Raw genomic sequence first — 25,699 nt, forward strand, 5'->3', positions numbered from 1 at the left:
TTAAAAGATCGTTTAATCTACGCGCTATCGAATTGCGCATCTAACATTTTTGGTGCGATCTTATGAAGACTGCACTTCAGTGTTCGCCATTGTCTGATCAGACGCATAATCAGCGATCACAACGCTTCCAAAAGTGAAAACAGCAAGTCCTCCGAGTAAGAACATAGTCATGCCCACTGCGGCACGCATGTCTCTTTTGACAATAGCATAAATCAGATCACCGATGACTGGTAAGCAAAGTCCCAAAGCTAACCACATCTTTCCATCACGATATTGCCTGACTCTCAAAAAACCAAAGCCAAACACTGCAACTACTGCTGCAAAAGCCATTAAAATCATAGATTGGCTTTGCGGAAATACAAATGCCCCAATTGCCGCTAAGATTCCACCTAGTAACACCACCAAAACCTCGGGATTCAGCCAAAATGGTAGTTTTCTTGCTGTTTCAATTTGCTCTTTAGCAAGTTCGTCAGCTTCTTCTTCGTCCTCTTTAGGAGCTTCAGGGAAATACGGCTTCAGCTCTGCACAGTTATAAGCGTGAACCCATTCACCATAGTGTGGGTGCCAAACCATGCTTCCAGCCTCAACCTTATCATCTTCAACCAAACGGTACAATTGATCTAGAGTCACTGGCCCCTTTGCTTCATCACCTCGCGTGAAAAACCATTCTGCCGTATCAGGCAACACCTTCGGCTTTGGTGAGAACGGGTCTTCTAAGTCCTCAGCTTCCTCCAAAATCGCCTTTGCACTCTTCGTAATTCCCAGACTATGCGTGATGGTGTTGGTTAAATAACGGGTAGTGCGCTTGTCATCCGCAGCACTCTCCAATTCCAATGAACGCCTCGTGAGTGTACGCACCACCCGGCTATTCTCAGATTCAATCTCTAAATCTGTTGGCAAAGTGAAGACGCCCACCTTGTCTTGAAACTCAAAACGTAACAGCTGCTCCAAGCCTTTAGCACAACTTTCCAAACGCTCATTTGGGTCAGTCTTTATGAAACTCTCCACCCAATCACAAAACTCCTGCCCTAAATCAGGCCTCACTGCCAACAGCGGCCGATGCTTCCCTTTAAGGTGCGATGCCATAACTTGCATCGATGAAGCCCCAACGAAGGGATAGGCTCCCGTCAATAAAAAGTAGAACAAACAACCTAAGGCATAAATGTCCGTCTTCTCACATGGCCGCTGGCGATCAAACAGCTCTGGAGCCATCACATAAACCGAGCCCACCAACTTAAAATCTTCATTCGCACTGGTGTTGTCAGCAGCCTCAGACATACCAAAGTCGAATACCTTCAACTCATACTGATCTCCCGATGTCAGACACAGCATGACGTTCTCGGGTTTAATATCACAGTGCAAAACACCCGCTTTGTGAGAGGCAGATAAAGCATGCAATACCTGGGCTGCAATATGCCTAAAATCATTGGCTTGTAGCAAGTGCCTCTTTACAAAGGTCTGAAGCGTAATCCCATTGATAAATTCCATGACGATTTCATCAAATTGCTCCTGACTACTCACATCATAGATAGAAACAATGTTCGGATGCTTCAAAGTCGCCAAGACCCGAGCCTCGTCCATCAATTTCTGACGAATGGATTCCTGACAATCACCTTTGTCAAGACGCTTAATCGCTACATCCCGTTGCAGCTTAGAATCATACGCGCGGTATACGGAACCAAAACCACCTGTTCCCAGAATGCTCTTGATTGTGTATCGTTGCCCCGTATCGCTAGTGTCCTTCATATCTATAGTCTAGGGGGTGCGCGCACCCTAGCAATCATACTGATTTCCTACAAGTCGATTGTGGCCGAATCAGCCAAAATCAACATTTTTAAAATCTAGCACAACTGTGGGGGGATCTGACAACTATATTATGCTGGGAACTATAGATGCGACGAGCAACTCAGCGCATCCGCTCTTCAGGAGAATCCTTCCACATCAACAAGGCCTTGAAAATATCTGAGACCCCAGTGGAACGGTGAGCGTCCCTCTCCACCTCAATTGCAGCCTTCACCTCATCACATTCCTCCAACGAATCTGACATCGCGTCCAGCTTGGATGGCAAATGCTCATCACCATAAAGCAAGCGCATCTTCGCTATCTGAGCATACTCCCGTAACTCATCTATCTTCTCCTTCAACTCAGCCCAATCTTCCCCTTGATCCGCTGACATTGTCTGCTCAAACCTCACAATTAAATCGGAAATAGTCTCATCCAAATCAATTAACTGTTGAGCACGCAAATCAGGACAACGCTCCAAGTCTTCCCTCAATTCTTCAGCCACTGATTTCAATTTTGCTTTCATAACATACTAATCTAACACAGGACCCAGCCCTTGCCATGAAAAAAGCACTCTAGAGAGCAACTCTACCACCATGAGCGTCACTGTATGATAGCTATACTGCCGTCGCAATCCCTCCTATGCCTATAGCAACACCAAATATCAAACTCACCCCAAGACCTAGAAACTCTGGCAATCAACGAGATAGGCTACATTGCGCGCTTAAATCATCAAGGAATGTGTTTTTTTCGTAAGCACGGCTTGAAATCTAATTGATTTACGCCTATCACGCGCGAAGTTCTCTCACACAGACACAATACAATGAGCGCAACATCCTGTTCACTATGCCAGTTTTGGAGTTCATCCATCGGCAAAAAATTCGTAGTAGCCATCACTGGCCTCGTCCTCGTCGGCTTTCTAGCGGGCCACCTCAGCGGTAACCTCCTCATGTACGTCGGCGCTGAAGCCTTCAATGAGTACGCAGAATTCCTCCACAGCATGCTCCACGGAGCCGGTGTCTGGATCGCACGCATTGTCCTCCTGATATCACTCGTTCTTCACGTCGTGGCAACTATCCAGCTCACTAAAGCAAATCGTGCGTCAAAGGAAAAACGCTACGAATGCGATGCCACAGTACAGGCATCCAAAGCGTCCCGTATGATGATCTGGTCAGGCCTCACAATTTTAGCTTTCATCATCTTCCACATCCTCCACTACACAGTGCGTGTGGATTCTGAGCTCGCTGCTCTTGCTGATGCTGGAAATGCATACCAAATGGTCATCGTTGGATTCCAAAGCATCCCTGTAAGCGCCTTTTACATCATCGCCATCTCTCTTCTCTGCAGCCACCTCAGTCATGGTGTAGCATCTATCTTCCAGACATTAGGACTGCGCTCTAAAAAGACTGCAAGCCTCATTGATGGACTCGCAAAAGCATACACAGTGATCATCTGGGTCGGCTTCGTCTCCATTCCAGTTTCCGTTCTCGCAGGCTGGATCCACTAAGTTTCTCAACGCACCTCAACTCACACACCATTTATTATTATGTCATTCGACGCAAAAATTCCTGAAGGTCCGCTTGAGCAAAAGTGGTCAAAGCACAAGATGGACTCCAAGCTCATCAACCCAGCGAACAAGCGAAAGTTCACCGTCATCATGGTCGGTTCTGGACTCGCTGGCGGTGCCGCTGCGGCGACACTCTCCGAGCTCGGCTACAAGGTGAAATGCTTCTGCTACCAGGACTCTCCACGTCGCGCACACTCAATCGCGGCACAAGGTGGTATCAACGCAGCAAAGAACTACCAGAATGACGGTGACTCAGTCTACCGTCTCTTCTACGACACTCTCAAAGGCGGTGACTTCCGCTCTCGTGAAGCAAACGTCTATCGCCTCGCTGAAGTTTCTACCAACATCATCGACCAAGCAACCGCTCAAGGCGTGCCATTTGCGCGTGAATACGGCGGTCTCCTCGACAACCGCTCATTCGGCGGCGCTCAGGTCTCCCGTACATTCTACGCGCGTGGCCAAACTGGACAGCAGCTCCTCATCGGTTGCTACCAAGCACTCTCCAAAGAAGTAGCCAAAGGTGGTGTCGAGATGTTCCCTCGTACTGAAATGATGGAGCTCGTCATGGTGGACGGACACGCCAAAGGTATCGTCGTTCGCGACATGACTACTGGTGAGGTAACTACCCATGCCGCTGACGCGGTCTGTCTCGCTACTGGCGGATACGGCAACGTGTTCTTCCTCTCCACCAATGCTATGGGATGTAACGTCATGGCAGCATATAAGGCCCACAAAAAAGGCGCCTACTTCGCAAATCCATGTTACACCCAAATTCACCCAACCTGTATCCCAGTGAGTGGTGAGTACCAATCAAAGCTCACACTCATGTCCGAGTCCCTCCGTAACGATGGCCGAATCTGGGTACCAAAGACAGTGGAAGACGCAGAAGCAATCCGCGCAGGTAAGAAGAAAGCCTCCGACATTGCTGAAGATGACCGCGACTACTTCCTTGAGCGTAAATACCCATCCTTTGGTAACCTTTGCCCACGCGATATCGCATCCCGTGCAGGTAAAGAAGTATGTGATGAAGGACGTGGCGTCGCTCCAACAGGTCTTGGGGTGTACCTCGACTTCGCAGATGCCATCAAGCGCCTTGGTGAAGATGTCGTCCGCGCTCGCTATGGAAACCTCTTCCAGATGTACGAAAAAATCGCTGGTGAGAACCCATATCAACAACCAATGATGATCTTCCCAGCTGTGCACTACACCATGGGCGGTCTCTGGGTTGATTACAACCTGATGTCCAACCTCCCCGGCCTCCACGTCCTCGGTGAAGCAAACTTCTCCGACCACGGTGCCAACAGACTTGGTGCATCAGCATTGATGCAAGGCCTTGCCGATGGCTACTTCGTCATCCCAACCACCATCGCCAACTACCTCGCTACCCAAAAACCTGGTTCAGTCACCAACGACCGACCTGAGTTTGCCGAAGCGAAAAAGGAAGTCGAAGATCGCATCGAAAAGCTCATGAACATCAAAGGTGAGCGCTCAGTCGATTCCTTCCACCGTGAACTAGGCAACATCATGTGGGACTATTGTGGCATGGAGCGCCGCAAAGAAGGCCTCGAGTTCGCACTCCAACGTATCCCTGAGATTCGCGATGAGTTCTACAAGAATGTCCGCATCCCCGGCGACGCTGACGAAATGAACCAAGAACTCGAAAAAGCAGCACGCCTCGCTGACTACTTCGAGTTTGCTGAACTCTTCTGTCACGACGCCCTAAACCGCGAAGAATCATGCGGTGGCCACTTCCGCGGTGAACACCAATTCACCGAAGAATCACCTGAAGTAATTGCCGGCAAAACGCAAGCAGGTGAAGCTCTTCGCCATGACGATGAGTTCTCCTACGTCGCAGCCTGGGAATACAAAGGCTTCGGCGAAAAACCAGAACTTCATAAAGAAGATCTCAACTTCGAATTCGTCAAACCATCTGTACGTTCTTACCAGTAAGACATACCGATAGACCATTTAAGCTATCCCGCTCCGATCACTCGGTGCGGGATTTTTTTTCATAGCCACAGACTAAAAAAGCCCCAGGGCTTACCCCTGGAGCTTATGAAAACATTTGCTCTAAATAGAACTGCTTGCCCAGTCTAGGCTTTTGCAGTCTCGTCAGATTGCGGCTTTGATTTTACCGGCTTAAAGACGAGCTCCTCAGAGCCGCGCTTACAGGTAACCTTTACTGTATCACCCTCTTTCACGTCACCTCTTAGCAAGGCCTCAGCTAGTGGATCCTCGAGATAGCGCTCCACGGCTCGACGCATTGGGCGCGCTCCATAGTTTGGATCGTAACCTTTATCAGTAAGAAGGTTGCGAGCACTCTTCTCGAGCTTGATCTTAATCTTGCGGTCAGCGAGACGCTCAAAGAGCTTCTTACACTCGAGATCCACAATGATATCGAGATCCTTCTTCTCGAGCATGTGGAATACCACCAGCTCATCAAGACGGTTCAAGAACTCAGGTCGGAAGAATTTCTGAGAGGCTTCCATGATCTTGGACTTCATTCCTTCAAAATCAGCCTCCTCTTCACTCATGGCACCGAACCCTAATGCGGTTTGCTTCTTCGCATTGGAAGCTCCCGCATTCGATGTCAGGATGATAATCGTATTTCTGAAGTCGATCTTGCGACCGAGACTATCAGTCACCATACCTTCCTCCAAAATCTGAAGGAGAAGGTTCATCACATCCGGGTGCGCTTTCTCAACTTCGTCAAAAAGTATGACCGAGTAGGGACGGCGGCGCACAGCTTCAGTAAGCTGACCACCTTCTTCGTGACCCACATACCCTGGAGGTGAACCAATTAAGCGGCTCGTCGCAAACTTCTCCATATACTCAGACATATCAATCTGAATCAATGAGTCTGGATCACCAAACATGAAATCCGCCAAGTTGCGCGCTAGGTAGGTTTTACCCACACCAGTCGGCCCAAGGAATAAGAATGAACCAATAGGACGACGTGGATCCTTGAGGTCAGCACGCGAGCGACGCAATGCCTTGGAGATCGCCTTGACTGCGGATTCTTGCCCAATCACGCGGCTGGCTAACTGCTCCTCCATTTTCAGCAACCTCTCAGCTTCTTTCTGCTCCATGCGCTGCAGAGGCACACCTGTCCACTTAGAGAGAACAGCCATAATTTCCTCCTCACCCACAGGTACAGTACTTTCCTCACTGTCTGCCTTCCATTGTGATAATGTGGCTTCGAGCTTCTCCTTGGCCTGCTTCTCCTCATCACGAAGAGCGGCCGCCTTTTCGAAGTCTTGGTCGTTGATTGCCGCAACCTTTTGCTTGTTGATTTCAACAATATCCTGCTCAAGCCCCTTCACTTCAGGAGGACGTGTCATCTGCCCGATGCGTGCACGAGAACCAGCCTCGTCCAGCACATCGATAGCCTTGTCTGGTAAAAATCTTCCAGTCAAATAACGTGATGAAAGCTTCACCGCACTCTCAAGTGCCGCATCAGAATACTGAGCCTTGTGGTGGGACTCGTACTTCTCACGAAGCCCTTTAAGAATCTCGATCGAATCATCTACCGACGGCTCGTCCACTTTGACCTGCTGGAAGCGACGCTCAAGCGCACTATCCTTCTCGATAAACTTACGGTATTCGTTGAGAGTAGTCGCACCCACAACCTGGAGCTCTGAGCGACTCAACGCCGGTTTGATGATGTTAGATGCATCCATCGCTCCTTCTGCGGACCCTGCACCCACAATGGTATGGATCTCATCAATGAAAAGGATCACATTCTTCACCTTCTTGATTTCATCCATCACCGCCTTGATACGTTCCTCAAATTGACCTCTGTACTTGGTCCCTGCGACCATCAATGCTAAATCGAGAGTCACCACTCGCTTGTCACGTAATAGCTCAGGCACGTTACCCGATATAATCTCCTGGGCCAAGCCCTCAACAATCGCTGTCTTACCTACTCCCGCTTCACCGACCAATACTGGGTTGTTTTTGGTGCGGCGGCATAGAATTTGAATCACGCGCTCGATTTCTTCTTCACGCCCAATCACTGGATCTAAATCGCCCTCCTCGGCCTTCTTGGTGAGATCCTGACCAAATGCCTTCAATGCCGGCGTTTTGGTCTTACCTTCACCCTGAGCCTCAGCCGGCTCCTCTTCTCCTTCCTCAAAAACTTCGAAAACTTCCTCTTCATCTTCAGGATTGAAATTCGGATCAATCTCCGCAAGCACCTCTTGGCGCGTGCGCTGGATATCTACGTCAAGCGACTGAAGTACACGTGCAGCAACCCCTTCACCTTCTCTCAACAAGCCAAGAAGCAAATGTTCGGTACCCACATAGGAATGGCTCAGCTGCTTTGCCTCCTTATTGGCAAGATTCAGCACCTTCTTAACGCGAGGCGTGTATGGAATCTGACTAGACACATTCTGCTCTGGTCCTGACCCAACCTGCTTCTCAACTTCCTGACGGACAGTGTCGAGCTCCAACCCCATACGCTCAAGTACATTGACCGCCACTCCCTGACCAAGCTTGATCAGCCCGAGTAAGACGTGCTCAGTGCCCACGTAATTGTGATTGAATCGATCTGCCTCCTTGCGCGCTAAGGCAAGGACTTGTTGTGCTCTTGGGGTAAAATTATTCATTCTCGAAATTTAAGTCGCCAGTGGTGTCTTCATCACTCGCATTTTTATTGGTTAGTACATTGATAGCAGGGGCTTCGAGGGATTGCAACCTAGTGCGTAAGATTTCTGCTCTAATCAAATCCCTTTCTTCTGGTTCTAGTTCAGCACCAGCGTGTAACTGCAAATGCGCCGGCTGAATATCCATCATCATCGAGTCACATACTTGCATCGTCCCCTCAGGAAAATACCCCATCGCCGCCCCCATTCTTAATAATGAGATATGCGAAAATGCCTCTTTAGATTCAAAAATTGTCGCATAACCCAATGTCCCATACGCACGTCCAATCCGGTCACTCAGCTGGTTAGGCTCATCCTCTAACATCTTGAGTCTAGCATTCGTTTCATGCGTCTCGATTTGAGCAATCACACGCTCCAGCCTAGAAATGATCGCTTCCTCACTCTCACCCAAGGTTGATTGGTTTGAAATCTGGAATAAATGCCCAAGTGACTCAGTCCCTTCACCAAACAAGCCACGCACAGCTAATCCTATCTTATTGACAGCTTGCAAGACCTGCCCAATTTGCTCGGTCAACACCAAAGCTGGAAGGTGCAACATCGCAGATGCGCGCATCCCCGTGCCCAGATTAGTCGGACAAGCAGTGAGGTAACCTAAGTCAGCATCAAAGGCAAAAGCCAGTTCATCCTCCAAGGCATCATCTACCTTCCCTAAAAGGCGATGCGCTTCACGTAAGTGAAGTCCCGCACGAATCGACTGCATGCGCAGATGATCCTCCTCATTAATCATCAAAGAAAGCCGTTGCCCACGATCAACCACAGCGGCACTCCCTTGCCCACGTGCCGCTTGCTCACGACTGATCAAATGCCTTTCTACCAACACTTGCTTCTGCAATGGCTCCAGCTCAGATAGTTCATGAGAAAACCCATTCTTCATGACCTTGAGCGCCTCAACTTTACCACGAATCAACTCCATAGAGTCGATGCGTTCAGCCTTTTTCGCCCAGCCAGGAAAAGGCAAATCACGCACATTGCGCGCGAGACGAATACGGCTGGTAATCACTACCTCATTATTGGCATTCTTACCGGTCATCCAGTCCGCTGGATGCTTCATCAATGTCGAAAAACGCATCATCTTTTAGACCTCCTTTCCTTCCAGGGCGTGAATCTGATCTCTAAGCTTTGCTGCTGCTTCAAAGTCCTCCTTCTCAATCGCCTCCCTTTGCTCCGCCTTCAATGCCTCAAGCTGTTCACTCAATGCGATGGTATCAGCTAAACCTGAAGGTACCTTTCCTTGGTGTTTAACACCATGGTGCATTTTCGCTAATGCTGGTACAATCTCAGCCCTAAACGCCTGATAACAAGCACTGCACCCAAGCCTTCCCACCTTGCGGTAATCCTCTAGTGTGAATCCACATTGCTCGCAACTTTGCGCCACATCTGCCACCATAGCCGGCTGAGCTTGTTCAGGGGTCTCGTCCATAAGTATATCTACCATTGAAAATGATCCAGGGTCCGTCAGACCACTCTGGTCTGCACAGCTTTGGCAGAGGCAAATTTTCTTTTGCCCCCCCTGAATGGCCTGCGTGTAAAACACGGTCGCCTTGTTATTGCAAAGCTCGCACTTCATCTCTCCCCCCAACCTAGTCCAGACAACAAAAAGTCCCAGCGCGAATTTCCACTTTTTGCAAGTTTTCGCCCAACGCGCTCACAAGCATCCATTCACCCAACAAAGGTGGTCCCCATCCAGAGCACCACTGCAATTATTCAGACTCACTACAGAGCTGAACAACAGCCTCAACGAGCCCTTCAATATTATGAGGTTCAGCCTGGATATCAGCCTTCTTACCAATCACCTCAAGTGTCGCACTCGTCACTGGACCGATACTAGCTACCTTGCAGCTTTCATCCCATGGCATGTTCAGCGCAAAGAAATGCTTCGCCGCTGAAGAACTCACAAAGGTCACCACATCCGCACCCTCTGTTGCAAAACGCTCCTTCGCTCCATTCGGGTCATCAAATTCTGGCACAGTCTTGTAGGCGATACACTCGTCCACAATCGCCCCCAGCGCTGAGAGCCCCTGACTGATCGTATCTCTCGCCTCAGCCCCTCTCACCCACAGCACCGTCTGATTCTCAATGTGCTCCTTATCAGCAAAGGCTTGCACCAATCCTTCAGCTACAAATGTTTCAGGAATCAAATCCACCGCCAATCGGTATTCGTTTACCTTCTTTGCCGTACCCGGACCTACTGCTGCGATACGAACTCCTCCAATGCTACGAGCATCATCGTAAACACTGAAAAATGCCTCAAAGAATCGCTCCACCCCATTCGGGCTGCTGAATACTAACCAATCATAGGTGTGAACCTGACCCACACCCTCTACAAATTCTTGTTTGTCGTCTGGGTGCTCGATCTTGATAGTTGGGATTTCTAACACATCAGCTCCAAGCTCGTTAAGTTGTTTGCTGAGCTCACTCGCCTGCGAACGCGTGCGCGTCACCACTACTTTTTTTCCGTGGAGCGGACGCCCCTCGTACCAATTCAAATTCTCTCTTTCTTTCACAACGTCTCCTATGATTGCCACAGCGGGCGCTTTAAAATTCTGTTCTTCTGCAATGTCTGCAATGCTTGCCAGAGTCCCTTCAATCGTCTTCTGGTTCCCTGTCGTCGCCCATCTCACCAAGGCAATCGGAGTGCTTGGCTCTGCACCATGCTCCACAAGCGCATCACAAATCAATCGCAAGCGCTTCACTCCCATTAAAAAAATCTTCGTCCCCCCCGCTTTCGCCAATTGCGCATAATCCAATCGGCTTTCATCCTTCGTAGGGTCCTCATGACCAGTGAAAACGGTAAGCTGTGAACAATGGTCTCTGTGAGTCACCGGAATACCAGCATAGGCAGGCCCAGCAATTGCCGAGGATATGCCCGGAACCATCTCAAAACGCACGCCAGCCTTCGCTAAACACCCCGCTTCCTCACCACCCCTACCAAACATCGTTGGGTCCCCACCCTTCAGTCGCACGACCACTTTTCCTTCGAGTGCCTTCTCAACGAGGAGCTCGTTGGTATCCTGCTGCGCCACAGCATGATTCGCCGCGCGCTTCCCCACGTAAATCAATTCACAGTCAGGCTTCGCCCAACGCAAAAACTCGTCCGCTATCAAAGCATCATAGACCAAGACATCTGCTTTCTCGATGCACTCTTTAGCCTTGAGCGTCACCAAACCAGCATCGCCAGGTCCAGCCCCTACGAGATAACAAATCCCTGCATTCATGAAAGCGATTTAAACAAGGATTCGGCCACCTTCAATGGCTCGTTGAGACATCCTGAAGACTCAGCTTGTAGGGGATCACCAATGGCTTCCCCCTCAGGGAAAACAATCCCCTCCATCAACAATTTGTCCCCAAAGATCTGACTCGCGACCCCCACAGGAGTGTGGCAGCCACCATTCAATAATCTCAAAAACTCTCTCTCGGCAGTGATGCGAGTCATGGTTGCCTCATGATTAATTGCTCTGGCAAAAGCTGCGCTACGAGTATCGCCTTTTCTCACCTCTAAGGCTACAGCTCCCTGGCCAGCGGCTGGCAAGAAACTATCCGCTTCCAGAGCCGCCCCATAGACATTTCCAGCCTCGGTGCCCATCTCCCCAGTGGCATCATACCCAAGACGTACCAACCCAGCCTCAGCTAATAAAATGCCATCAAGCTCAGCGTCCTCAGCTAGCTTTCTCAAGCGTGTCGGAACATTGCCCCGGATGTCGACCATCTCAAGGTCCGGACGCAACCACTTCAACATCTTCTGACGCCTACATGAGCTGCTCGCCACCTTCGCCCCCTGAGGTAATGCATCGAGTCCCCCTTTCACTTTGGTCACTAACACATCAGCTACCGGCGCGCGTTCCAGCACCGAGACAATTTCAAATGGTGCCTCGAGCACAGTCGGCACATCCTTTAAGGAGTGCACAGCAATATCAATCTCACCATTCTCCAGTGCCACCTCTAACTCTTTAATGAAAACTCCCTTATCGAAAACTCCCTCCACCTTTGCTACATCAGCCAGAGACACATCGGTCCTGCGATCTCCTGTCGTCGTGATGACATTGCGCACAATCTCTGCTTCTGGAAATTTCTGACGCAAAAGCTGCTCAGTCATCTCCGCTTGCACTAACGCCAAGGCACTACCACGTGTGCCTACTACAATTCTATTTGATGTGCTCATTGCTCTGTTTCGAAAGTTTTTGTACCTCGTTTTCAATAATTTCTTCGCAAACCCTCACCTGCTCTAACCGCTTCGTACGGTTCTCATCAGCCTGCAATTGCAAAGTATCGAGGTCGTAAACGTAAACCTCCTCGATCTTTCCAACTTCGGGATCAATGTCCCTGGGCATCGCTATGTCGATCATGAAAAGGGGGCGATACTTTCGCTTCGCTCTCACCTTCTCAACGTGCTCTGGCCGCACCACTGGCTCAGTTGCCCCTGTAGAGGAAACTACCACATCCACCTTGGCCAAAACCCGCTCCCAATCATCAAAGGCTACCGCCTCTCCTCCCATTTCCTCAGCAAGTTTCTGTGCGTTTTCCAAAGAACGGTTCACCACATATATCTTCTTCGCACCTCGCTCCATCATCCGCTGGGCGGTAATGTAACTCATCTCCCCAGCCCCAATCACCATCACCTCGCTCAACTTGAGATGCCCAAAAATCTTTTCAGCCAAATCCACAGCCACACTCCCGACGGATGTCTGCCCCCCCTGAATTGTCGTCTGAGTCCGCACCTTCTTACCCACATTGAACGACTTCTGGAATAACTTGTTGAGGACACCGCCTGTCGCTGAATGCTGCAATGCTTGCGTGTATGCCTGCTTCACCTGACCAAAAATTTCAGTCTCCCCTAACACCATCGAGTCCAAACCACTCACCACACGGCAAAGATGACGAGCAGCATCATCCTGAGCCTTCTCGTAAAAATGTGATTCATCCTCGCTGCTGAGCTCTCCACCATCCCCCAAATAATGCTTGATGCTATTTTCCGCCAAAAGCTGATCCTGGGCCACCGCATAAACTTCCATGCGGTTACAGGTTGATAACACCACTACTTCATCAATCGCAGGCTTCTCAGCCAATGCCTTGCTGGCCTCACCCAGCCGATCCGCAGACACAGCAAATCGCTCGCGCACATCAACGGGCGCGGTTTCGTGATTTAACCCCAAACAAAGTAAAACCATCCTTTAGAGAACTGCGAATACTACGAGTGAAGCAATGAAGAGCGATACCACACTCATTGCCATCCGAACCGGCGTCATCCCTCTGACCTGCCAAATTGTCAAGAGCAGGGTGTAAGACACCCAGACCACCACTGCTGCCCACAAATGCGCCCATCCACCAGCCGACTTGTCAGGCATCAACAAGCCACAAACCACTCCTCCGGAAAGAACCAAAGTCCCCACCCCTGTCAGTCGCACCATCGATGCCGTGATCGTACTCAATGGCGGCAACTTCAAAAAGAGACCAGACTTCATGTCTCGATGCTTCAACTTCTTGTTCAACACCATGAACATCACTCCCGCTATCGCTGCTAACCCCAAGGCTCCATAGGAGAGAACCGAGAGTGCGGCGTGCGTCTCGTGCCACGGCTCCACCTCCATCGCATGCTCAGGATGAGACTCCATCACCCCAGGAATCGCCGCCACCAATAACATCATGCTCACCACAGGAGCGGAAAAAACCCCAAGCAGTGAAATCCTGTAGGTCGAACCAATGATGAGATAAAACAATGTCATCGACCACGCTAAGAATACCAAAATCTCACCAAAGTCCCCCAACGGACATTGGCCTCGCAACTCCCCACGAATCCCGAGTACCGCACACTGCGCAACAAAGGAAAAAAGCATCCAAGCCACCGTCCAGCGGCTTCTGTGCCCATGCTGAACAGCACGCATCCCCAAATAGCCAGCCAGTCCAGCGAGGACTGCTGCAAGAATAAGGTAAATGGTTGAGTTCGTCACCCCCCACCCATGCTATAGCTCAGCCCATCGTTCAAGTCATTCTTGCCATACGCCCGTCACAAAAAAATGTGGCTCTCGAATCACCTTCAAGAGCCACACCTATACAACATATGAAATAAACACACTGACTATGCAATAAAGCCTGCGTGAACATGACACAATTTATCGTGCCACATCAATACCCTGCACTCCCTCACTCCTACTCTCAACACCACCTAGGTGGCATTAGCCATTTCCTCATGGCATTTCTAAACGACCTCCCCCCTTACTGCCTTCTTCTCTTCATTAAAATCATAAGACCCGAAATACCAAACAAACTCAAAGAACTCGGTTCGGGAATTGCTGTGAGCACGGTCGACAAATCATTCCCGGCCCGCCCAGCTGTGTATATTTCCTGAATCTCCGCAGTAGTCAGCGCACGATTCCAAAGAGAAACGTCATCAATCCCTGAAGCTTGGAGACTGTAACCAGCTCCGTCTCCATCCTGACCAAAAACAATATCCCCATTAATGGTCAGATTGCCCGTCGGCCCAATCGGCGATGTTGTAGGAGCTGAGGCATCATCCCCAATCGTCGTCACATTGAAATCCAACGCATACATACTCACCTGATCTGCATTCTGATCCACCACCAAGGCCATCAACGCCCAATTGTTCACCCCCGGGTCAATATCAATGCGCGCCGGATCCGTCCGAGTCACACCATCAGAAATATTCCCGTCGTAATCGTCACCCTGAATCGCCATATTCCACCCCTGCGTCCCACCATTCAACGACCAATCTTTTCCTCCTGAAGACGCAAAGGAGGGATCATTCGGTGACCCTGAAGTATTCGACGGTAAATTTAGCCACAGCAGTACTGAAAAACTTCCTGTCCCAAAATTATACTCACTCCCCGTCACTGTTAAAAAATTAGATCCAGCCCCATCCCCGACGATCGCATGACCCGCCCCCAGAAAACCACCCCCGTAATTCGCACTCCCACTCCAAGCCCCCAAGTTATTCGAGGATGAACCACCTACCAAAGAAGAACTGTCACTCGTGTCACTGGCATCAAAAGTATAATATCCCACCAAACCACTCGACAAAACAGCCCCCGACACACTTCCACTCACCATCATCACTCCACTCGCCAATACAGCACCTAACTTTTTATGCAAACTACTCATTTTTTTATTCGGGGTTGATTCATTCAATGACAACCTACAATAAAGATAGAGAACTAGCATAAAACAAGCACTCTAAGATGTCATTTTGAAAACCTAGATAGCATTTTCCACACACACCACCACCACCCCACAAAAAAGGCGTGCCCTCTTCCAAGTAGCACGCCTAAGAAATCGTTTCTGATCTAATATTCGCCTAGCGCCTTTTGCGTCGCACCAACAGGCCTAAGCCAGCCATTCCTAACAACAGACTTGTGCTTGGTTCAGGCACTGCAGTACTGGAAAAACTCAAGTTATCAATGGCAATGTCCACACGACTACCAGCATCTCCAGTGTCATCATTCAAACGAGTTAAATCTAACCTATAGCTAGCTCCAGCAACACCAGTAAAGTTCACATCGACAGAGGGTGCTCCTTCCTGAACAGCTGAGGTGTCGGTCGTCCACAATGGAGTCGTAGAGGTATACACTGTCGCTCCACCAACCTGAACGAGATCAACTCTATACTGATAAGTGTCATTGTTCGTATCTCCAACAAAATTAAACCCATTCAGAGTAAACACATGTGAAGTTCCTGCATCAAAGGTTATAGAAAAGACACTATTCGTAGAAGAACCGTCTAACTGAAATGCGCCACCTGCGGCACTGTCAGCCCCACCCCAAGTGTGAAACTGCCAAGTATTTGCGTTCGTCCCACCACTTGCAGCCCAGGTCAAATCAACTGTAGGAGTCCCTCCACCAGTAGTCGTCGCAACACCAGTAATGTCACCCCCAATATTATCGCCAAACGTATCTGGAATACTCAAATTCGTTCCCGAACCATTATTTCCAATAAGTATGGTGGTCCCTGCATGGGCTACCCCCAAACTGACAATACCTCCTATCAAAAAGGTAATTAAACTAGTTGGTCTTCGTTTCATTTTCATATGATCACATCGTGTATTGTTGAGGCATTCACTTTTTGCCACACACTCCATCCAATCACTTCTGTGACTTGCTGAAGAGACCTTAGGAATCGCATTTATGACAATCAGATGGCATTAATAACACCACGCATCACCACCACGTTGAACTCGACTGAGTCCAGTGCCCTCCATGTCAAACTACCACCGGTAACCTAGCTGGTGCATCACCGGCTCGAGAATCTCACGCACCTTATCAAACTCATTTGCATACTTCTGCCACCTTCCTGCCGCAGACTGGTACACCCCCTTGCGGACATCACCATAGGTCGGAGCATTGAGAATGCGGGCCTGCGAGCCTCGATCCGCTAACTCCACACCTGATAATCCCATATACTCTGCTAGCTTACTAACAACCTCATCAGGAGCTTCTACAAGTTCCTCATAACGCACCTCATAATACTGACTCTTGTCTAACTTCCCCCTGATCTCAATCCACCTCCCTATATCACCAACATAACGACGCGCGATTGACTCTATATCCAACAACTGCGCACTGAATTTGTTCATCGGAAAGTACTGAAAATAACAACTCAATATCACACCCCTTGGATCCCTCAATGGCACAACCAATTTCATCCTCGGTAACATCTTAAGAAAAAAAGGGATGAACGCTATGTAGGTTGGGTTCTTATCTAACAAAATTTTGCCACCAAGCTTCACCTGCAGCGCTTCCTCCTGGCCTGAATAATAATCATCGGCGCATTCTTGCCACAAAGACTCAGGAACCTCATTCAAACCATCTGTGGATACTTCCGTTCCTCCTAGACTCTCTATCAACCTAGGTAATAACTTCTTACTGAACACATCTAATTCATCCGATGCCACAACTCTTCGGTAACGCCCAAGTAAGGACTCTAACAGAGTTGTTCCTGAGCGAGGAAAACTAGCCATCAAAACCACTCCCTCCCCCCTCTGGCTGGAGCTGCGCCACCGGCTTAAATCTTCACTGCTAATATCACAAAAGAGTCGATTTACCTCACCCTCATCCGAAAGATTGGACAAGATAGTCTGTGCCTCTTGACGCTGAATTAACTTAGCACTCTTGAGACGGTCGAGCACCTCATGCTCTTTACCTAGCTTATATGATAGCGTTGCCCACTCAATCAATGCTCTCGCCCGGGTATCACTCGCAACAACTCTCTCAGGCATAGCAACAACCTTTTCAATACATGCAACAGCCTCAACATATTGCTTCTGCGCTGAGTGAATTCTCGCACGAACTAACAAAGCTTCTGGTAATTGTGGGCTCAACTGCAAACACCGGTCCACAAAACCTTCAGCCAAGCTCTGCTGGTCTAACCTTTCAGCCACAATTGCAGCCTCCAACAAACAAAGAAGGTGACCTTTTCGCTTACTAAGCGACCTTTTATAATGCTTTAACGCCTCCTCAGGCCAATGACTCATTCGATAGGTAAGCCCCACTTGAAAATGAGCTTCAGCACTATTCCCCATAAGGCGGAGCAGTCGCTTGTTGAGCCTCTCCATCTCAGAGTGCTCGTACCACTGTCCAAATGCCCGTGCCGAATCAATAAGCACCTCGGGAGAGCGTGGGTGTTCAGACAAGCTCAACCTAAAATATTCGATGGCCTCCCCATACCTCTCGCGCATCCACAACTGTCTAGCCTTCTGCAGTGACTCCATAACTATATCCAATCATTTGATCTTCACCCCTCACATCAGTAGAACCAATAAAAAAAGTTGGCACCCATCATATCGATAGATGCCAACTTAAATTATCCCTTGATTCAATTATTTACGACGACGCAAAATAAGAGCTAGCCCACCAAGGCCAATCAATGCTGTGGAACTAGGCTCAGGTACAGCCACTACGTCTAACACAACATTATCAGCGTACCAGTCATTGGCTCCACCTGCAACATGCCCTGTTCCTGCAACGAATGTAATGCGTGCTTGAGTTGCTGCTGTATCAATAGTTCCCTTTACTTCGTAAAGAGCCCAATAATCAGGATCGGCTGCAGCACCGTTGTCAGCACCTTCCACTATAAGTTCAGCAGTTGTCACTTGATTAGTCGTTACACCTCTATCAAGAAGCAGAGTACTTCCTACAACGCTGTTGCCAGCGTCTAACCACTCCAACTGGAGTGCCACTGTGTTGTTGTCACCATTATAACCTGCCAACCAAGCGCTGTAAGCAAACCTAGCATCACCTGCCGCAATAGTAGCTAAACTTAAACCACCACTTGTTAGATCAATAGTTTGACTTCCTCCACCTAAGCCGTGGAACTCAGCTCCTGCGTCCAGAGAGATGTCATCATTATAACCATAGTCATTAAGCGTCCCTATCACTGTAAGTTGAGGACCACCTAAGCCGCTATATGGGTGGCTGTAATCATTGTACGCACCCCATGCGCCAGATGCAGTGTTGTCGCCTTCGAATCCACCATCGACTACGATATTGGCAGCTTCTACGTCTCCACTGAACATCATGCCACCAGCTAACACGCCCGCGGCAAGGGTATTCATTTTTTTCATATTGTTCATATCTTTACTCGTTTTGATTCACAAAATCGAAGAACCGCAGTGTAGAAACGAGGGGTTTTTCTATTTGTGCCCCAAAACCATAATGAGACATTCAGATGTTTGACCAAATGATTGGGCGTGCAAAATGCGCAAGTGAATCGCAAAAAAAGAAACCCATTTAAACACGAGCATTCTCTCGGTACTTTCCAGGCGTCATCCCCGCATGCCGCTTGAAAAAACGATCAAATTCCTCTGGTGATTTAAACCCCAGGCTATAAGCAACATGCTTAATCGGAGCATTTAAAGTCTCTAACAACCTACAGGCTTCCTCATAACGCGTCCGATCAATGAATTTCTTTGGTGAACACATCATCACTGCCTGAAAACGTTTCAACAAAGTAGTCGCGGACACGCCCAGCTCATCACACACCGCCTTTACCGTAATCGGCTTCTCAGGATCAGCCAACTTGATTAACTGACACGCTCTAGCTACCAATTCATCTGAGGTGTGGAAAAATTGCGTCGAAACACGCTTCACCACATGCTTGATAGGAATTTCAACCACTTCTACCTCCCCAGGATTCTCCATTTGATGGTGCAATACGCGAGCAGCTTCTTTGCCGATTTCCTTAGCTGGAATGTCAATGCTGCTCATCGTCGGAAGCGTGATCGCCCCAAGCACCGGGTCATTGCCAACTCCTAACACCGATAATTCCTCTGGCACTTTAATCCCTAGACTCTGAGCCATATTAATCAATCCAGCCGCAGCAATATCATCTCTCGCGAGCAAAGCTGTAGGCTTCGGTAATTGCTGCAATTGCTGCTTCATCTCCTCACGAATAATCGACCACTTACGATCCGAGGGATATGAGGAGGCTAATGTCTCTAACACAAGCACCTCACGGTTGTACTTAGCCGCAACCTCACGGAATCCCTCTAAGCGTTCAAGGCAATAGCTCCGCTCCGGATCAATCCAGCATGCTAAATTCGGTGCCCCCGTTGAAACCAAGTGCTCAGCCGCCAAACGTCCAATCATCCGGTTGTCTGAATTCACACGCGACACCCAAGAGCATTGGGATAAACGCGACACGCAAACTACAGGGCATCCCTGTTGCCTCAACGCCTCCGCTTCCTCATCACTATATCTAAAAAAAATGGCACCATCCCCCTTCCAAGATTTATCAATGAATTGCGGCTTAAGCTCATCATCCGCATCCACCTCGGTGATAATGTGCCATTCCAATTGATGCTCAGTCACATAAGACGCGATCCCTTGGTATATTTCTCGACCACAGCCTAACCAGCTGGGGATTCGTACTGCAATCTGTTTGCTCGTTGCATCTTGCTTGCTCATCATAATTCGTAGGTTTGTAGGTAAGGTAGCTTTCCATTCATCATAATGCACTAAGACTAGCAATAACCATCGATATAATGCTAGCAGAATGTTGTTTAAGCTAGTTTCCTATCAGTCCACCCCATCGCTCAAATAGAAGAACTCCCTTTTCCCTAAATCTTCCCCCCTGCTCAACCATGCTCACACCGCAATTGAGAGGAAGTTTTTCGCAATCCATCCCTATCTGATCCCATCTCACATTTTGATGCCTCTACGACCATATTTTGCGTGCAATTCCTTGCTGTATCTATTTGATGACGACATGCCAGAGAAGCTGCAAGCCGCCATCCGAGACGTACCTGACTTCCCTCAACCAGGAATCCTCTTCAAGGACATCACTCCCATTCTTGCCGACCCCGAACTCTTGCAAGCCAGCATCTCTGAAATCAGCGCAACCCTCCCCCACCAAAACATCGATAAAGTCGTCGGCATCGACGCTCGAGGATTTATTTTCGCCCCCACAATCGCACTCCAAAAAGGTGCCGGCTTTGTCCCGGTCAGAAAGAAAGGCAAATTGCCGTGGAAAACTAAGTCACAAAGCTATTCCCTCGAATACGGTGAAAATGTGATCGAAATCCATGAAGATGCCGTACAACCCGGTGACAAAGTTATGCTCGTCGATGACTTACTTGCGACTGGTGGCACGGCAGGTGCTGCAGTAAAGCTACTCAAAGCCCTGGGCGCAGACGTTGTTTGCGTTAGCTTCCTCATAGAACTAAGCGCCCTCAATGGCAGAGACGCAATTGAATGCGACAACATCCACTCTATTCTTCAATACTCTTAAACATACGAACAACTACCATGTCTAACTGGCAAACATACCACTCCAGCCTGACCCGCTACTCCGACTTCGGTTTCTCTATCGATCTGTCTTTAATGGATATCAAGGACAGCTTCTACAGCGAAATGCAACCCAAGATCGATCGTGCCTTCAAGGATATGCTCGCTCTCGAAGCCGGCGATATCGCCAACCCTGACGAAGGCCGCATGGTTGGACACTACTGGTTGCGTGATGCGGACCTCGCTCCGAACGCAGAAATCAAAGCTCAAATCACTGAGCCTCTCGCAGCACTCAAAAAATTCGCCGACAAAGTACTCAACGGCGACATCGCTCCCCCAAGTGGAGGACGCTTCGAAAACCTTCTCGTCATCGGTATCGGCGGTTCCGCTCTCGGCCCACAGTTCGTCTACCATGCACTCGGTGCTGATTCGAAACTTCAAACCTTCTTCTTCGATAACACCGATCCAGCTGGCATCGACCGCACACTCTCTGAGATCGGTAAAGGGCTCAATAAAACACTCTGCCTCGTCGTCTCAAAATCCGGTGGTACGCCTGAAACGCGCAATGGAATGCTCGAAGCCCAGGAATTCTTTGAAGACAATAAGTTAGACTTCTCCAAGCACGCCGTCGCGATCACCGGCGAAGGCTCTAAACTCTTCAACTATGCCAAGGATCACAATTGGCTCACAACCTTTCCAATGGAAGACTGGGTGGGTGGGCGCACCTCTGTGATGTCCACGGTCGGACTCGTTCCTGCTGCGCTTCAAGGTATCGACATCGACGCCTTCCTTGCAGGTGCTAACCACATGGATGCGCGCACCCGTAGCACTGAAGTAACAAAGAACGCTGCAATGCAACTTGCCCTAGGCTGGTACCACGCTGGTAACGGCAAAGGTGAAAAAGACATGGTTGTCCTCCCCTATAAAGACTCCCTCGCTCTCTTCTCCAAATACCTCCAACAACTTGTAATGGAGTCACTCGGTAAAGAGCTCGACCTCGACGGCAAGGTCGTAAACCAAGGCATTGCTGTGTACGGCAATAAAGGCTCCACAGACCAACACGCATACGTCCAACAACTCCGTGACGGCGTGAAGAACTTCTTCGCTACCTTCATTGAAGTACGCAAAGGTAGAGAGGGTCAAAGTATTGAAGTAGACCCAGGCACGACCACCGCAGACTACCTCCAAGGCTTCCTCCGAGGTACCCGTAAAGCACTCTACGAATCAGGCCGCCCATCCATTACCATCTCAGTCCAAGAAGTCAGTCCATTCACCTTAGGACTGCTCATCGCCCTATTCGAACGCGCTGTATCCTTCTACGCCTCATTAGTGAACATCAACGCCTACCACCAACCAGGTGTCGAAGCCGGTAAGAAAGCTGCAACAAGCTTCCTCGAACTTCTCAATCAAGTTCGTGGCGCTCTCACCGGCTGGGAAAAAACTGCCGATGACATTGCTGAGGCGACAGATAATGACCCTGAAGACGTCTACCACGCATTGGTGCACCTCGCAGCAAATGGCGAAGCCACCCTCAGCGAAGGTACCACGCCTGCTGAAGATACCTTCAAAATCTAATCACCCACTTTTCATTTCCATGCCTGCCAGCACCCATCTGCTGGTAGGCATTTTTTATGCCCGCGAGTAAAAAAATTTCATCCCACCTGCTCCCGGCACCAACAAGCTCATAGATTCAGTGGCACTATGGCCACCTACCTAACTCAGCCCACTACTCTAACTAGACTTTTTAAAGCCAGCTTTCAACTCAGCAAAGGTCATAGCCTTGGTCAAATGCGCTACAATAAAGTACACCACGACACCTGCTCCCCCCACAGCTGCCAGCACAGGAATTCGCACCCAGCGGCTATCACTGTGCAAGATATCATCGAGCATATAAGCACCACACCAAACAATCGCACCCATCACCATTGATGCCACTAGCATTTTGCCTAGCCGCTTCCAAAACTCGCCGCTCAACTTCAAAAAACCTGATTTCTTTAATCCGCCCAACAAAAGGCTCACATTGACCCAGCCAGCCACTGAGGTAGCGAGTGCACACCCAGTGCTCAGTTGCCCACCTTTGCCCAAAACCAAAAAGGCAATCCCACAAAGAATACTATTCACAACCGCTGAAACTAAGGTGAATTTCATCGGGGTCTTAGTATCCTCTCTGGCAAAATAAGCCGGCTGTAACACCTTGCTCATCACATATGCTGGCGACCCCAACGCAAAAGCAAATAACGCATATCCCGCAACCTGTGCTTGCTCAGCAGTAAACTCACCCGCCTTGAAAATCCCATAAATAATCGGTTCAGCCAAAACCATCATCCCCAACATCGCTGGCAAAGCAATCAACATCGCCATCGTCATCCCCGTCTGCAAACTTAACTGCGCTTCCTTATTCTGCTTCTTTCTGAGCTTCTGAGTGATATCGGGCAGCAACACCACACCAAAAGCGATACCTATCAAGCCCAAGGGCAATTGGTTTATGCGGTCGGAATAAAAAATCGCACTCATCCCCCCATCCTGGAAAGACGCCACCCACTGACCAACTAACAAATTTAACTGCTGAATGCCTGCACTCACTAACCCCGGGCCCATCAACAAACCTAACTTAATGGTATCACTATCCAGCTTCGGCACCTTCGGGACAAACTTAATCCCTGTGCGCCATGCAGAAAGCAGAACAATGACCAACTGCACAAAACCTCCAATAGGTAAGCACCAAGCCATCACACTCACCTTATTCTGTAAACCATCCACAAAGGGAACCACCCCCATCAAGCCCATTAAAAATACTAAATTGAGCGAGACATAAGAAAATGCAGGCGCCGCAAACTTCTTATGGCTATTCAAAACCCCACTCAGTGCCGCCACCAGACAGATAAAAAAGAGATAACTAACTGTGATACGCGATAAATCCGTCGCCAATGCAAGCTTCTCAGCATCAAACCCTGTCGTCAAAGCCTTGGTGATGGGAGCCATGAATATGTAACTCACCACGCATAAAACCGAGAGCAATAAACTTAAAATAACCAGAATACGGCTCGCAAAGTCAAATGCTGCCCCCTTCCCTTCCTCAGCTAATTTCCCACTGTAAAGAGGAACAAAGGCCGAGTTGAAAGCTCCCTCGCCTAACACACGTCGAAATAGATTGGGAAAACGAAAAGCCGCCACCCAAGTATCCCCCAATGTACCAGCACCAAAATAGTAACTGGTGAGCATGTCGCGTAAAAAACCAGTGATGCGGCTCAACAATGTGAACCCACTGACCGTCATGAGGGATTTCAACATGAGATAATCGCCCTTAGCTATGCATTCCGCGTCTTTGCGCTCGCGCGACGTAAGCGGTCGTTGATCGCAACCCCAATCCCTGTCTCAGCCACTGACTCAGCAACGATCGCATCCACCCCACTCTCATCAAGCTGGCGCAGCGCAAAGAACAAACGCACTGCAGCCTCTGGCAGCTTGCCTTTACCTGGGGATAACTCCTCCACAACGTCCCAGTCATACAAATCAATATAGCCGTCCTTCGCAGCACCCCGATAGGATAATAAGCCATAGCTCAATGATGGATCAGGCTCAAAGTCCTCAGGCTTCTCAAATAAATAGAGTGGCGTCGATGGTGCATAGTGGCTCTCTAATTGCCCCGGCGCTTCTTCAATCTTCTTTGGCTTTTTCGGACGAATCACCTTCCCGATCTTCTGTAACTCCTCTTTCACAATCGGCCCCGCACGCAGTAAATGCAATTCAGGCCGCTTCTCACCAAGCTCGACTCTTACGATCGTACTCTCCAAACCAGCATTGCAAGCTCCACCATCAATAATAAGCGGAATCCTGCCACCCAATTCCTTCTCAACTGCGCCCGCTGATGTTGGAGAAATTCTACCGAAACGATTCGCACTGGGGGCCGCTATTGGCTTACCCAACTCCTTACAAATAGCTCGCATCACCGGATGCTCACTCATCCTCACTGCCACAGTCTCCTGCCCACTCGTCACAATATCAGGAATCACCGACTTCTTCGGCAACACCATCGTAAAGGGCCCCGGCCAAAATGCTTGCATCAATTGCTGCACCACCGCATCTAACTCTGGGCTTAGCTCGCACACCTCGCGAATCAGCTCACGCTGCGCAATGTGAATAATCAATGGATCGAATGATGGACGCTCTTTCGCCTCAAAAACCTTTGCCACAGCATCTTCATCTAACGCATTCGCTCCAAGCCCATACACAGTCTCCGTCGGTAAAGCAACAACCTCACCAGCATCTAGCTTGCCCACAGCCGCCGCGACCGCATCCTCAAACCCTTCCGGGTCAGCGTAAAGAATTTCAGTTTCCATCTCGCTTCCTGCCTAGCGCATCTCACCCCTTTTGAACACTCTTATTTCACCTCCTCCAGTGGATTCCCCCACTCAGTCCCCACTTCCATCAGACAACAAAAAAGCGCAGCCACGTACACTCACGAAGCTGCGCTTTTCTCTGGGGGGAAAGAGGTGGAAGCTTAGACGCCTTCTTCTTGAAGTGATGGAAGGATGCGAGCAACCTTCTCCTTCATTTCTTTGCCAGGCTTGAACTTCACCACTGCACGCGGTGGGATTGGCACATCCTTGGATGGATCCTTAGGGTTGCGGCCGATCTTACCCTTTACTTCACGTACCTGAAAGGCACCGAAGTTACGCATTACCACTGAGTTGCCCTTTGCAAGCTCCTCAGTGATGGAGTCAAGTGTCCCTTGAACAACCGCAAAAACCTCCTGCTGAGTCAGGCCAGTTTCGTTGCTCAGCTTAATAACAAGATCGCGCTTCGTAATTGTAACCATTTTTAGATGTGTGTAATATGAAAGTTCGCAGCCAATTGGCTGCGCGCGAATGGAGACCACATCTTGACACTTTTGTCGCGTAAAAAATGCAACGAAACGCATATTTTTTTGCGTATCGTCCGAGTTTATCCCAAAAATC

The 25,699-nt window shown here is 49.2% G+C and carries 21 protein-coding genes; 4 read left to right on the forward strand and 17 right to left on the reverse strand.

Translation table 11 applies throughout. The features are described 5' to 3' along the window. Window positions 1–60: 60 nt before the first annotated feature. Both ACFSW8_RS12740 and ACFSW8_RS12745 read right to left on the reverse strand, forming a co-directional pair. Window positions 61–1,746, reverse strand: a complete 1,686-nt coding sequence (locus tag ACFSW8_RS12740) for a protein kinase domain-containing protein (RefSeq protein WP_377089653.1) — start codon at window positions 1,744–1,746, stop codon at window positions 61–63. A gap of 160 nt (window positions 1,747–1,906) precedes the next feature. Beyond that, on the reverse strand, window positions 1,907–2,308 hold the full coding sequence (locus ACFSW8_RS12745) for a hypothetical protein (RefSeq protein WP_377089652.1): 402 nt from the start codon (window positions 2,306–2,308) through the stop codon (window positions 1,907–1,909). Window positions 2,309–2,605: 297 nt separating this feature from the next. On the opposite strand from ACFSW8_RS12745, the gene ACFSW8_RS12750 reads away from it, so the two are divergent. Together ACFSW8_RS12750 and ACFSW8_RS12755 are read left to right on the forward strand one after the other, a co-directional pair. Continuing rightward, window positions 2,606–3,289: a succinate dehydrogenase cytochrome b subunit gene (locus ACFSW8_RS12750; RefSeq protein ID WP_377089651.1), complete on the forward strand. Its 684-nt coding sequence runs from the start codon at window positions 2,606–2,608 to the stop codon at window positions 3,287–3,289. Between the two features lie 39 nt (window positions 3,290–3,328). Further along, on the forward strand, window positions 3,329–5,299 hold the full coding sequence (locus ACFSW8_RS12755) for a fumarate reductase/succinate dehydrogenase flavoprotein subunit (protein ID WP_377089650.1): 1,971 nt from the start codon (window positions 3,329–3,331) through the stop codon (window positions 5,297–5,299). A 143-nt stretch (window positions 5,300–5,442) separates the two neighbouring features. Here ACFSW8_RS12755 and ACFSW8_RS12760 read toward each other — a convergent pair whose 3' ends face one another. The 12 genes from ACFSW8_RS12760 to ACFSW8_RS12815 form a co-directional block, all read right to left on the reverse strand. Beyond that, the gene (locus ACFSW8_RS12760) at window positions 5,443–7,956 is read right to left on the reverse strand and encodes an ATP-dependent Clp protease ATP-binding subunit (RefSeq protein ID WP_377089649.1); all 2,514 of its coding nucleotides are present in this window, start codon (window positions 7,954–7,956) and stop codon (window positions 5,443–5,445) included. Further along, entirely contained in the window at window positions 7,949–9,085 is a 1,137-nt protein-coding gene (locus ACFSW8_RS12765; RefSeq protein WP_377089647.1) for a protein arginine kinase, read from the reverse strand. The genes ACFSW8_RS12760 and ACFSW8_RS12765 overlap by 8 nt, the downstream gene beginning before the upstream one ends. A gap of 3 nt (window positions 9,086–9,088) precedes the next feature. Beyond that, a complete protein-coding gene (locus tag ACFSW8_RS12770) occupies window positions 9,089–9,433 on the reverse strand; it encodes a UvrB/UvrC motif-containing protein (RefSeq protein ID WP_377178413.1) in 345 nt (114 codons plus the stop codon). Window positions 9,434–9,713: 280 nt separating this feature from the next. Continuing rightward, a complete protein-coding gene (gene cobA / locus ACFSW8_RS12775; RefSeq protein WP_377089645.1) occupies window positions 9,714–11,228 on the reverse strand; it encodes a uroporphyrinogen-III C-methyltransferase in 1,515 nt (504 codons plus the stop codon). Next, window positions 11,225–12,172 carry a hydroxymethylbilane synthase gene (gene hemC / locus ACFSW8_RS12780; RefSeq protein WP_377089644.1) on the reverse strand — a complete coding sequence of 316 codons (948 nt, stop codon included), beginning with the start codon at window positions 12,170–12,172 and terminating at the stop codon, window positions 11,225–11,227. The genes cobA and hemC overlap by 4 nt, the downstream gene beginning before the upstream one ends. Beyond that, a complete protein-coding gene (gene hemA, locus ACFSW8_RS12785; RefSeq protein WP_377178415.1) occupies window positions 12,156–13,130 on the reverse strand; it encodes a glutamyl-tRNA reductase in 975 nt (324 codons plus the stop codon). The genes hemC and hemA overlap by 17 nt, the downstream gene beginning before the upstream one ends. 51 nt (window positions 13,131–13,181) lie before the next feature. Beyond that, window positions 13,182–13,958, reverse strand: coding sequence for a cytochrome c biogenesis protein CcsA (gene ccsA, locus ACFSW8_RS12790; protein WP_377089641.1), 777 nt, complete (start codon window positions 13,956–13,958; stop codon window positions 13,182–13,184). Window positions 13,959–14,223: 265 nt separating this feature from the next. Beyond that, window positions 14,224–15,126, reverse strand: coding sequence for a LamG-like jellyroll fold domain-containing protein (locus ACFSW8_RS12795; protein ID WP_377178417.1), 903 nt, complete (start codon window positions 15,124–15,126; stop codon window positions 14,224–14,226). Window positions 15,127–15,319: 193 nt separating this feature from the next. Then, the gene (locus ACFSW8_RS12800) at window positions 15,320–16,042 is read right to left on the reverse strand and encodes a PEP-CTERM sorting domain-containing protein (RefSeq protein WP_377089639.1); all 723 of its coding nucleotides are present in this window, start codon (window positions 16,040–16,042) and stop codon (window positions 15,320–15,322) included. 183 nt (window positions 16,043–16,225) lie between these two features. Next, the gene (locus ACFSW8_RS12805) at window positions 16,226–17,728 is read right to left on the reverse strand and encodes a tetratricopeptide repeat-containing sulfotransferase family protein (protein ID WP_377178419.1); all 1,503 of its coding nucleotides are present in this window, start codon (window positions 17,726–17,728) and stop codon (window positions 16,226–16,228) included. Between the two features lie 108 nt (window positions 17,729–17,836). Beyond that, window positions 17,837–18,589, reverse strand: coding sequence for a PEP-CTERM sorting domain-containing protein (locus ACFSW8_RS12810; RefSeq protein WP_377178421.1), 753 nt, complete (start codon window positions 18,587–18,589; stop codon window positions 17,837–17,839). 157 nt (window positions 18,590–18,746) lie between these two features. Beyond that, window positions 18,747–19,925 (reverse strand): AraC family transcriptional regulator, encoded by a 1,179-nt coding sequence (locus ACFSW8_RS12815; RefSeq protein ID WP_377178423.1) that lies wholly within the window; start codon window positions 19,923–19,925, stop codon window positions 18,747–18,749. 241 nt (window positions 19,926–20,166) lie between these two features. Between ACFSW8_RS12815 and ACFSW8_RS12820 the strand changes: the two genes are divergently transcribed. Both ACFSW8_RS12820 and ACFSW8_RS12825 read left to right on the forward strand, forming a co-directional pair. Next, window positions 20,167–20,745, forward strand: coding sequence for an adenine phosphoribosyltransferase (locus tag ACFSW8_RS12820; RefSeq protein ID WP_377089634.1), 579 nt, complete (start codon window positions 20,167–20,169; stop codon window positions 20,743–20,745). A gap of 17 nt (window positions 20,746–20,762) precedes the next feature. Beyond that, the gene (locus ACFSW8_RS12825; protein WP_377091505.1) at window positions 20,763–22,316 is read left to right on the forward strand and encodes a glucose-6-phosphate isomerase; all 1,554 of its coding nucleotides are present in this window, start codon (window positions 20,763–20,765) and stop codon (window positions 22,314–22,316) included. Between the two features lie 156 nt (window positions 22,317–22,472). Here ACFSW8_RS12825 and murJ read toward each other — a convergent pair whose 3' ends face one another. The 3 genes from murJ to ACFSW8_RS12840 form a co-directional block, all read right to left on the reverse strand. After that, window positions 22,473–24,032, reverse strand: a complete 1,560-nt coding sequence (gene murJ, locus ACFSW8_RS12830; RefSeq protein WP_377089633.1) for a murein biosynthesis integral membrane protein MurJ — start codon at window positions 24,030–24,032, stop codon at window positions 22,473–22,475. Window positions 24,033–24,049: 17 nt separating this feature from the next. Continuing rightward, window positions 24,050–25,081 carry an L-threonylcarbamoyladenylate synthase gene (locus ACFSW8_RS12835; RefSeq protein WP_377089632.1) on the reverse strand — a complete coding sequence of 344 codons (1,032 nt, stop codon included), beginning with the start codon at window positions 25,079–25,081 and terminating at the stop codon, window positions 24,050–24,052. 161 nt (window positions 25,082–25,242) lie between these two features. Next, window positions 25,243–25,560, reverse strand: a complete 318-nt coding sequence (locus ACFSW8_RS12840) for an HU family DNA-binding protein (RefSeq protein WP_377178425.1) — start codon at window positions 25,558–25,560, stop codon at window positions 25,243–25,245. Window positions 25,561–25,699: the final 139 nt, after the last annotated feature.

The sequence above is a fragment of the Rubritalea tangerina genome, from assembly GCF_042683245.1.
Taxonomy (GTDB): domain Bacteria; phylum Verrucomicrobiota; class Verrucomicrobiia; order Verrucomicrobiales; family Akkermansiaceae; genus Rubritalea; species Rubritalea tangerina.

Coding starts and splice junctions, on each gene's coding strand:
- ACFSW8_RS12740 (WP_377089653.1), bottom strand. CDS start 1,746: ATGAAGGACACTAGCGATACGGGGCAACGATACACAATCAAGAGCATT.
- ACFSW8_RS12745 (WP_377089652.1), bottom strand. CDS start 2,308: ATGAAAGCAAAATTGAAATCAGTGGCTGAAGAATTGAGGGAAGACTTG.
- ACFSW8_RS12750 (WP_377089651.1), top strand. CDS start 2,606: ATGAGCGCAACATCCTGTTCACTATGCCAGTTTTGGAGTTCATCCATC.
- ACFSW8_RS12755 (WP_377089650.1), top strand. CDS start 3,329: ATGTCATTCGACGCAAAAATTCCTGAAGGTCCGCTTGAGCAAAAGTGG.
- ACFSW8_RS12760 (WP_377089649.1), bottom strand. CDS start 7,956: ATGAATAATTTTACCCCAAGAGCACAACAAGTCCTTGCCTTAGCGCGC.
- ACFSW8_RS12765 (WP_377089647.1), bottom strand. CDS start 9,085: ATGATGCGTTTTTCGACATTGATGAAGCATCCAGCGGACTGGATGACC.
- ACFSW8_RS12770 (WP_377178413.1), bottom strand. CDS start 9,433: ATGGACGAGACCCCTGAACAAGCTCAGCCGGCTATGGTGGCAGATGTG.
- cobA (WP_377089645.1), bottom strand. CDS start 11,228: ATGAATGCAGGGATTTGTTATCTCGTAGGGGCTGGACCTGGCGATGCT.
- hemC (WP_377089644.1), bottom strand. CDS start 12,172: ATGAGCACATCAAATAGAATTGTAGTAGGCACACGTGGTAGTGCCTTG.
- ACFSW8_RS12795 (WP_377178417.1), bottom strand. CDS start 15,126: ATGAGTAGTTTGCATAAAAAGTTAGGTGCTGTATTGGCGAGTGGAGTG.
- ACFSW8_RS12800 (WP_377089639.1), bottom strand. CDS start 16,042: ATGAAACGAAGACCAACTAGTTTAATTACCTTTTTGATAGGAGGTATT.
- ACFSW8_RS12805 (WP_377178419.1), bottom strand. CDS start 17,728: ATGGAGTCACTGCAGAAGGCTAGACAGTTGTGGATGCGCGAGAGGTAT.
- ACFSW8_RS12810 (WP_377178421.1), bottom strand. CDS start 18,589: ATGAACAATATGAAAAAAATGAATACCCTTGCCGCGGGCGTGTTAGCT.
- ACFSW8_RS12815 (WP_377178423.1), bottom strand. CDS start 19,925: ATGATGAGCAAGCAAGATGCAACGAGCAAACAGATTGCAGTACGAATC.
- ACFSW8_RS12820 (WP_377089634.1), top strand. CDS start 20,167: ATGCCTCTACGACCATATTTTGCGTGCAATTCCTTGCTGTATCTATTT.
- ACFSW8_RS12825 (WP_377091505.1), top strand. CDS start 20,763: ATGTCTAACTGGCAAACATACCACTCCAGCCTGACCCGCTACTCCGAC.
- murJ (WP_377089633.1), bottom strand. CDS start 24,032: ATGTTGAAATCCCTCATGACGGTCAGTGGGTTCACATTGTTGAGCCGC.
- ACFSW8_RS12835 (WP_377089632.1), bottom strand. CDS start 25,081: ATGGAAACTGAAATTCTTTACGCTGACCCGGAAGGGTTTGAGGATGCG.
- ACFSW8_RS12840 (WP_377178425.1), bottom strand. CDS start 25,560: ATGGTTACAATTACGAAGCGCGATCTTGTTATTAAGCTGAGCAACGAA.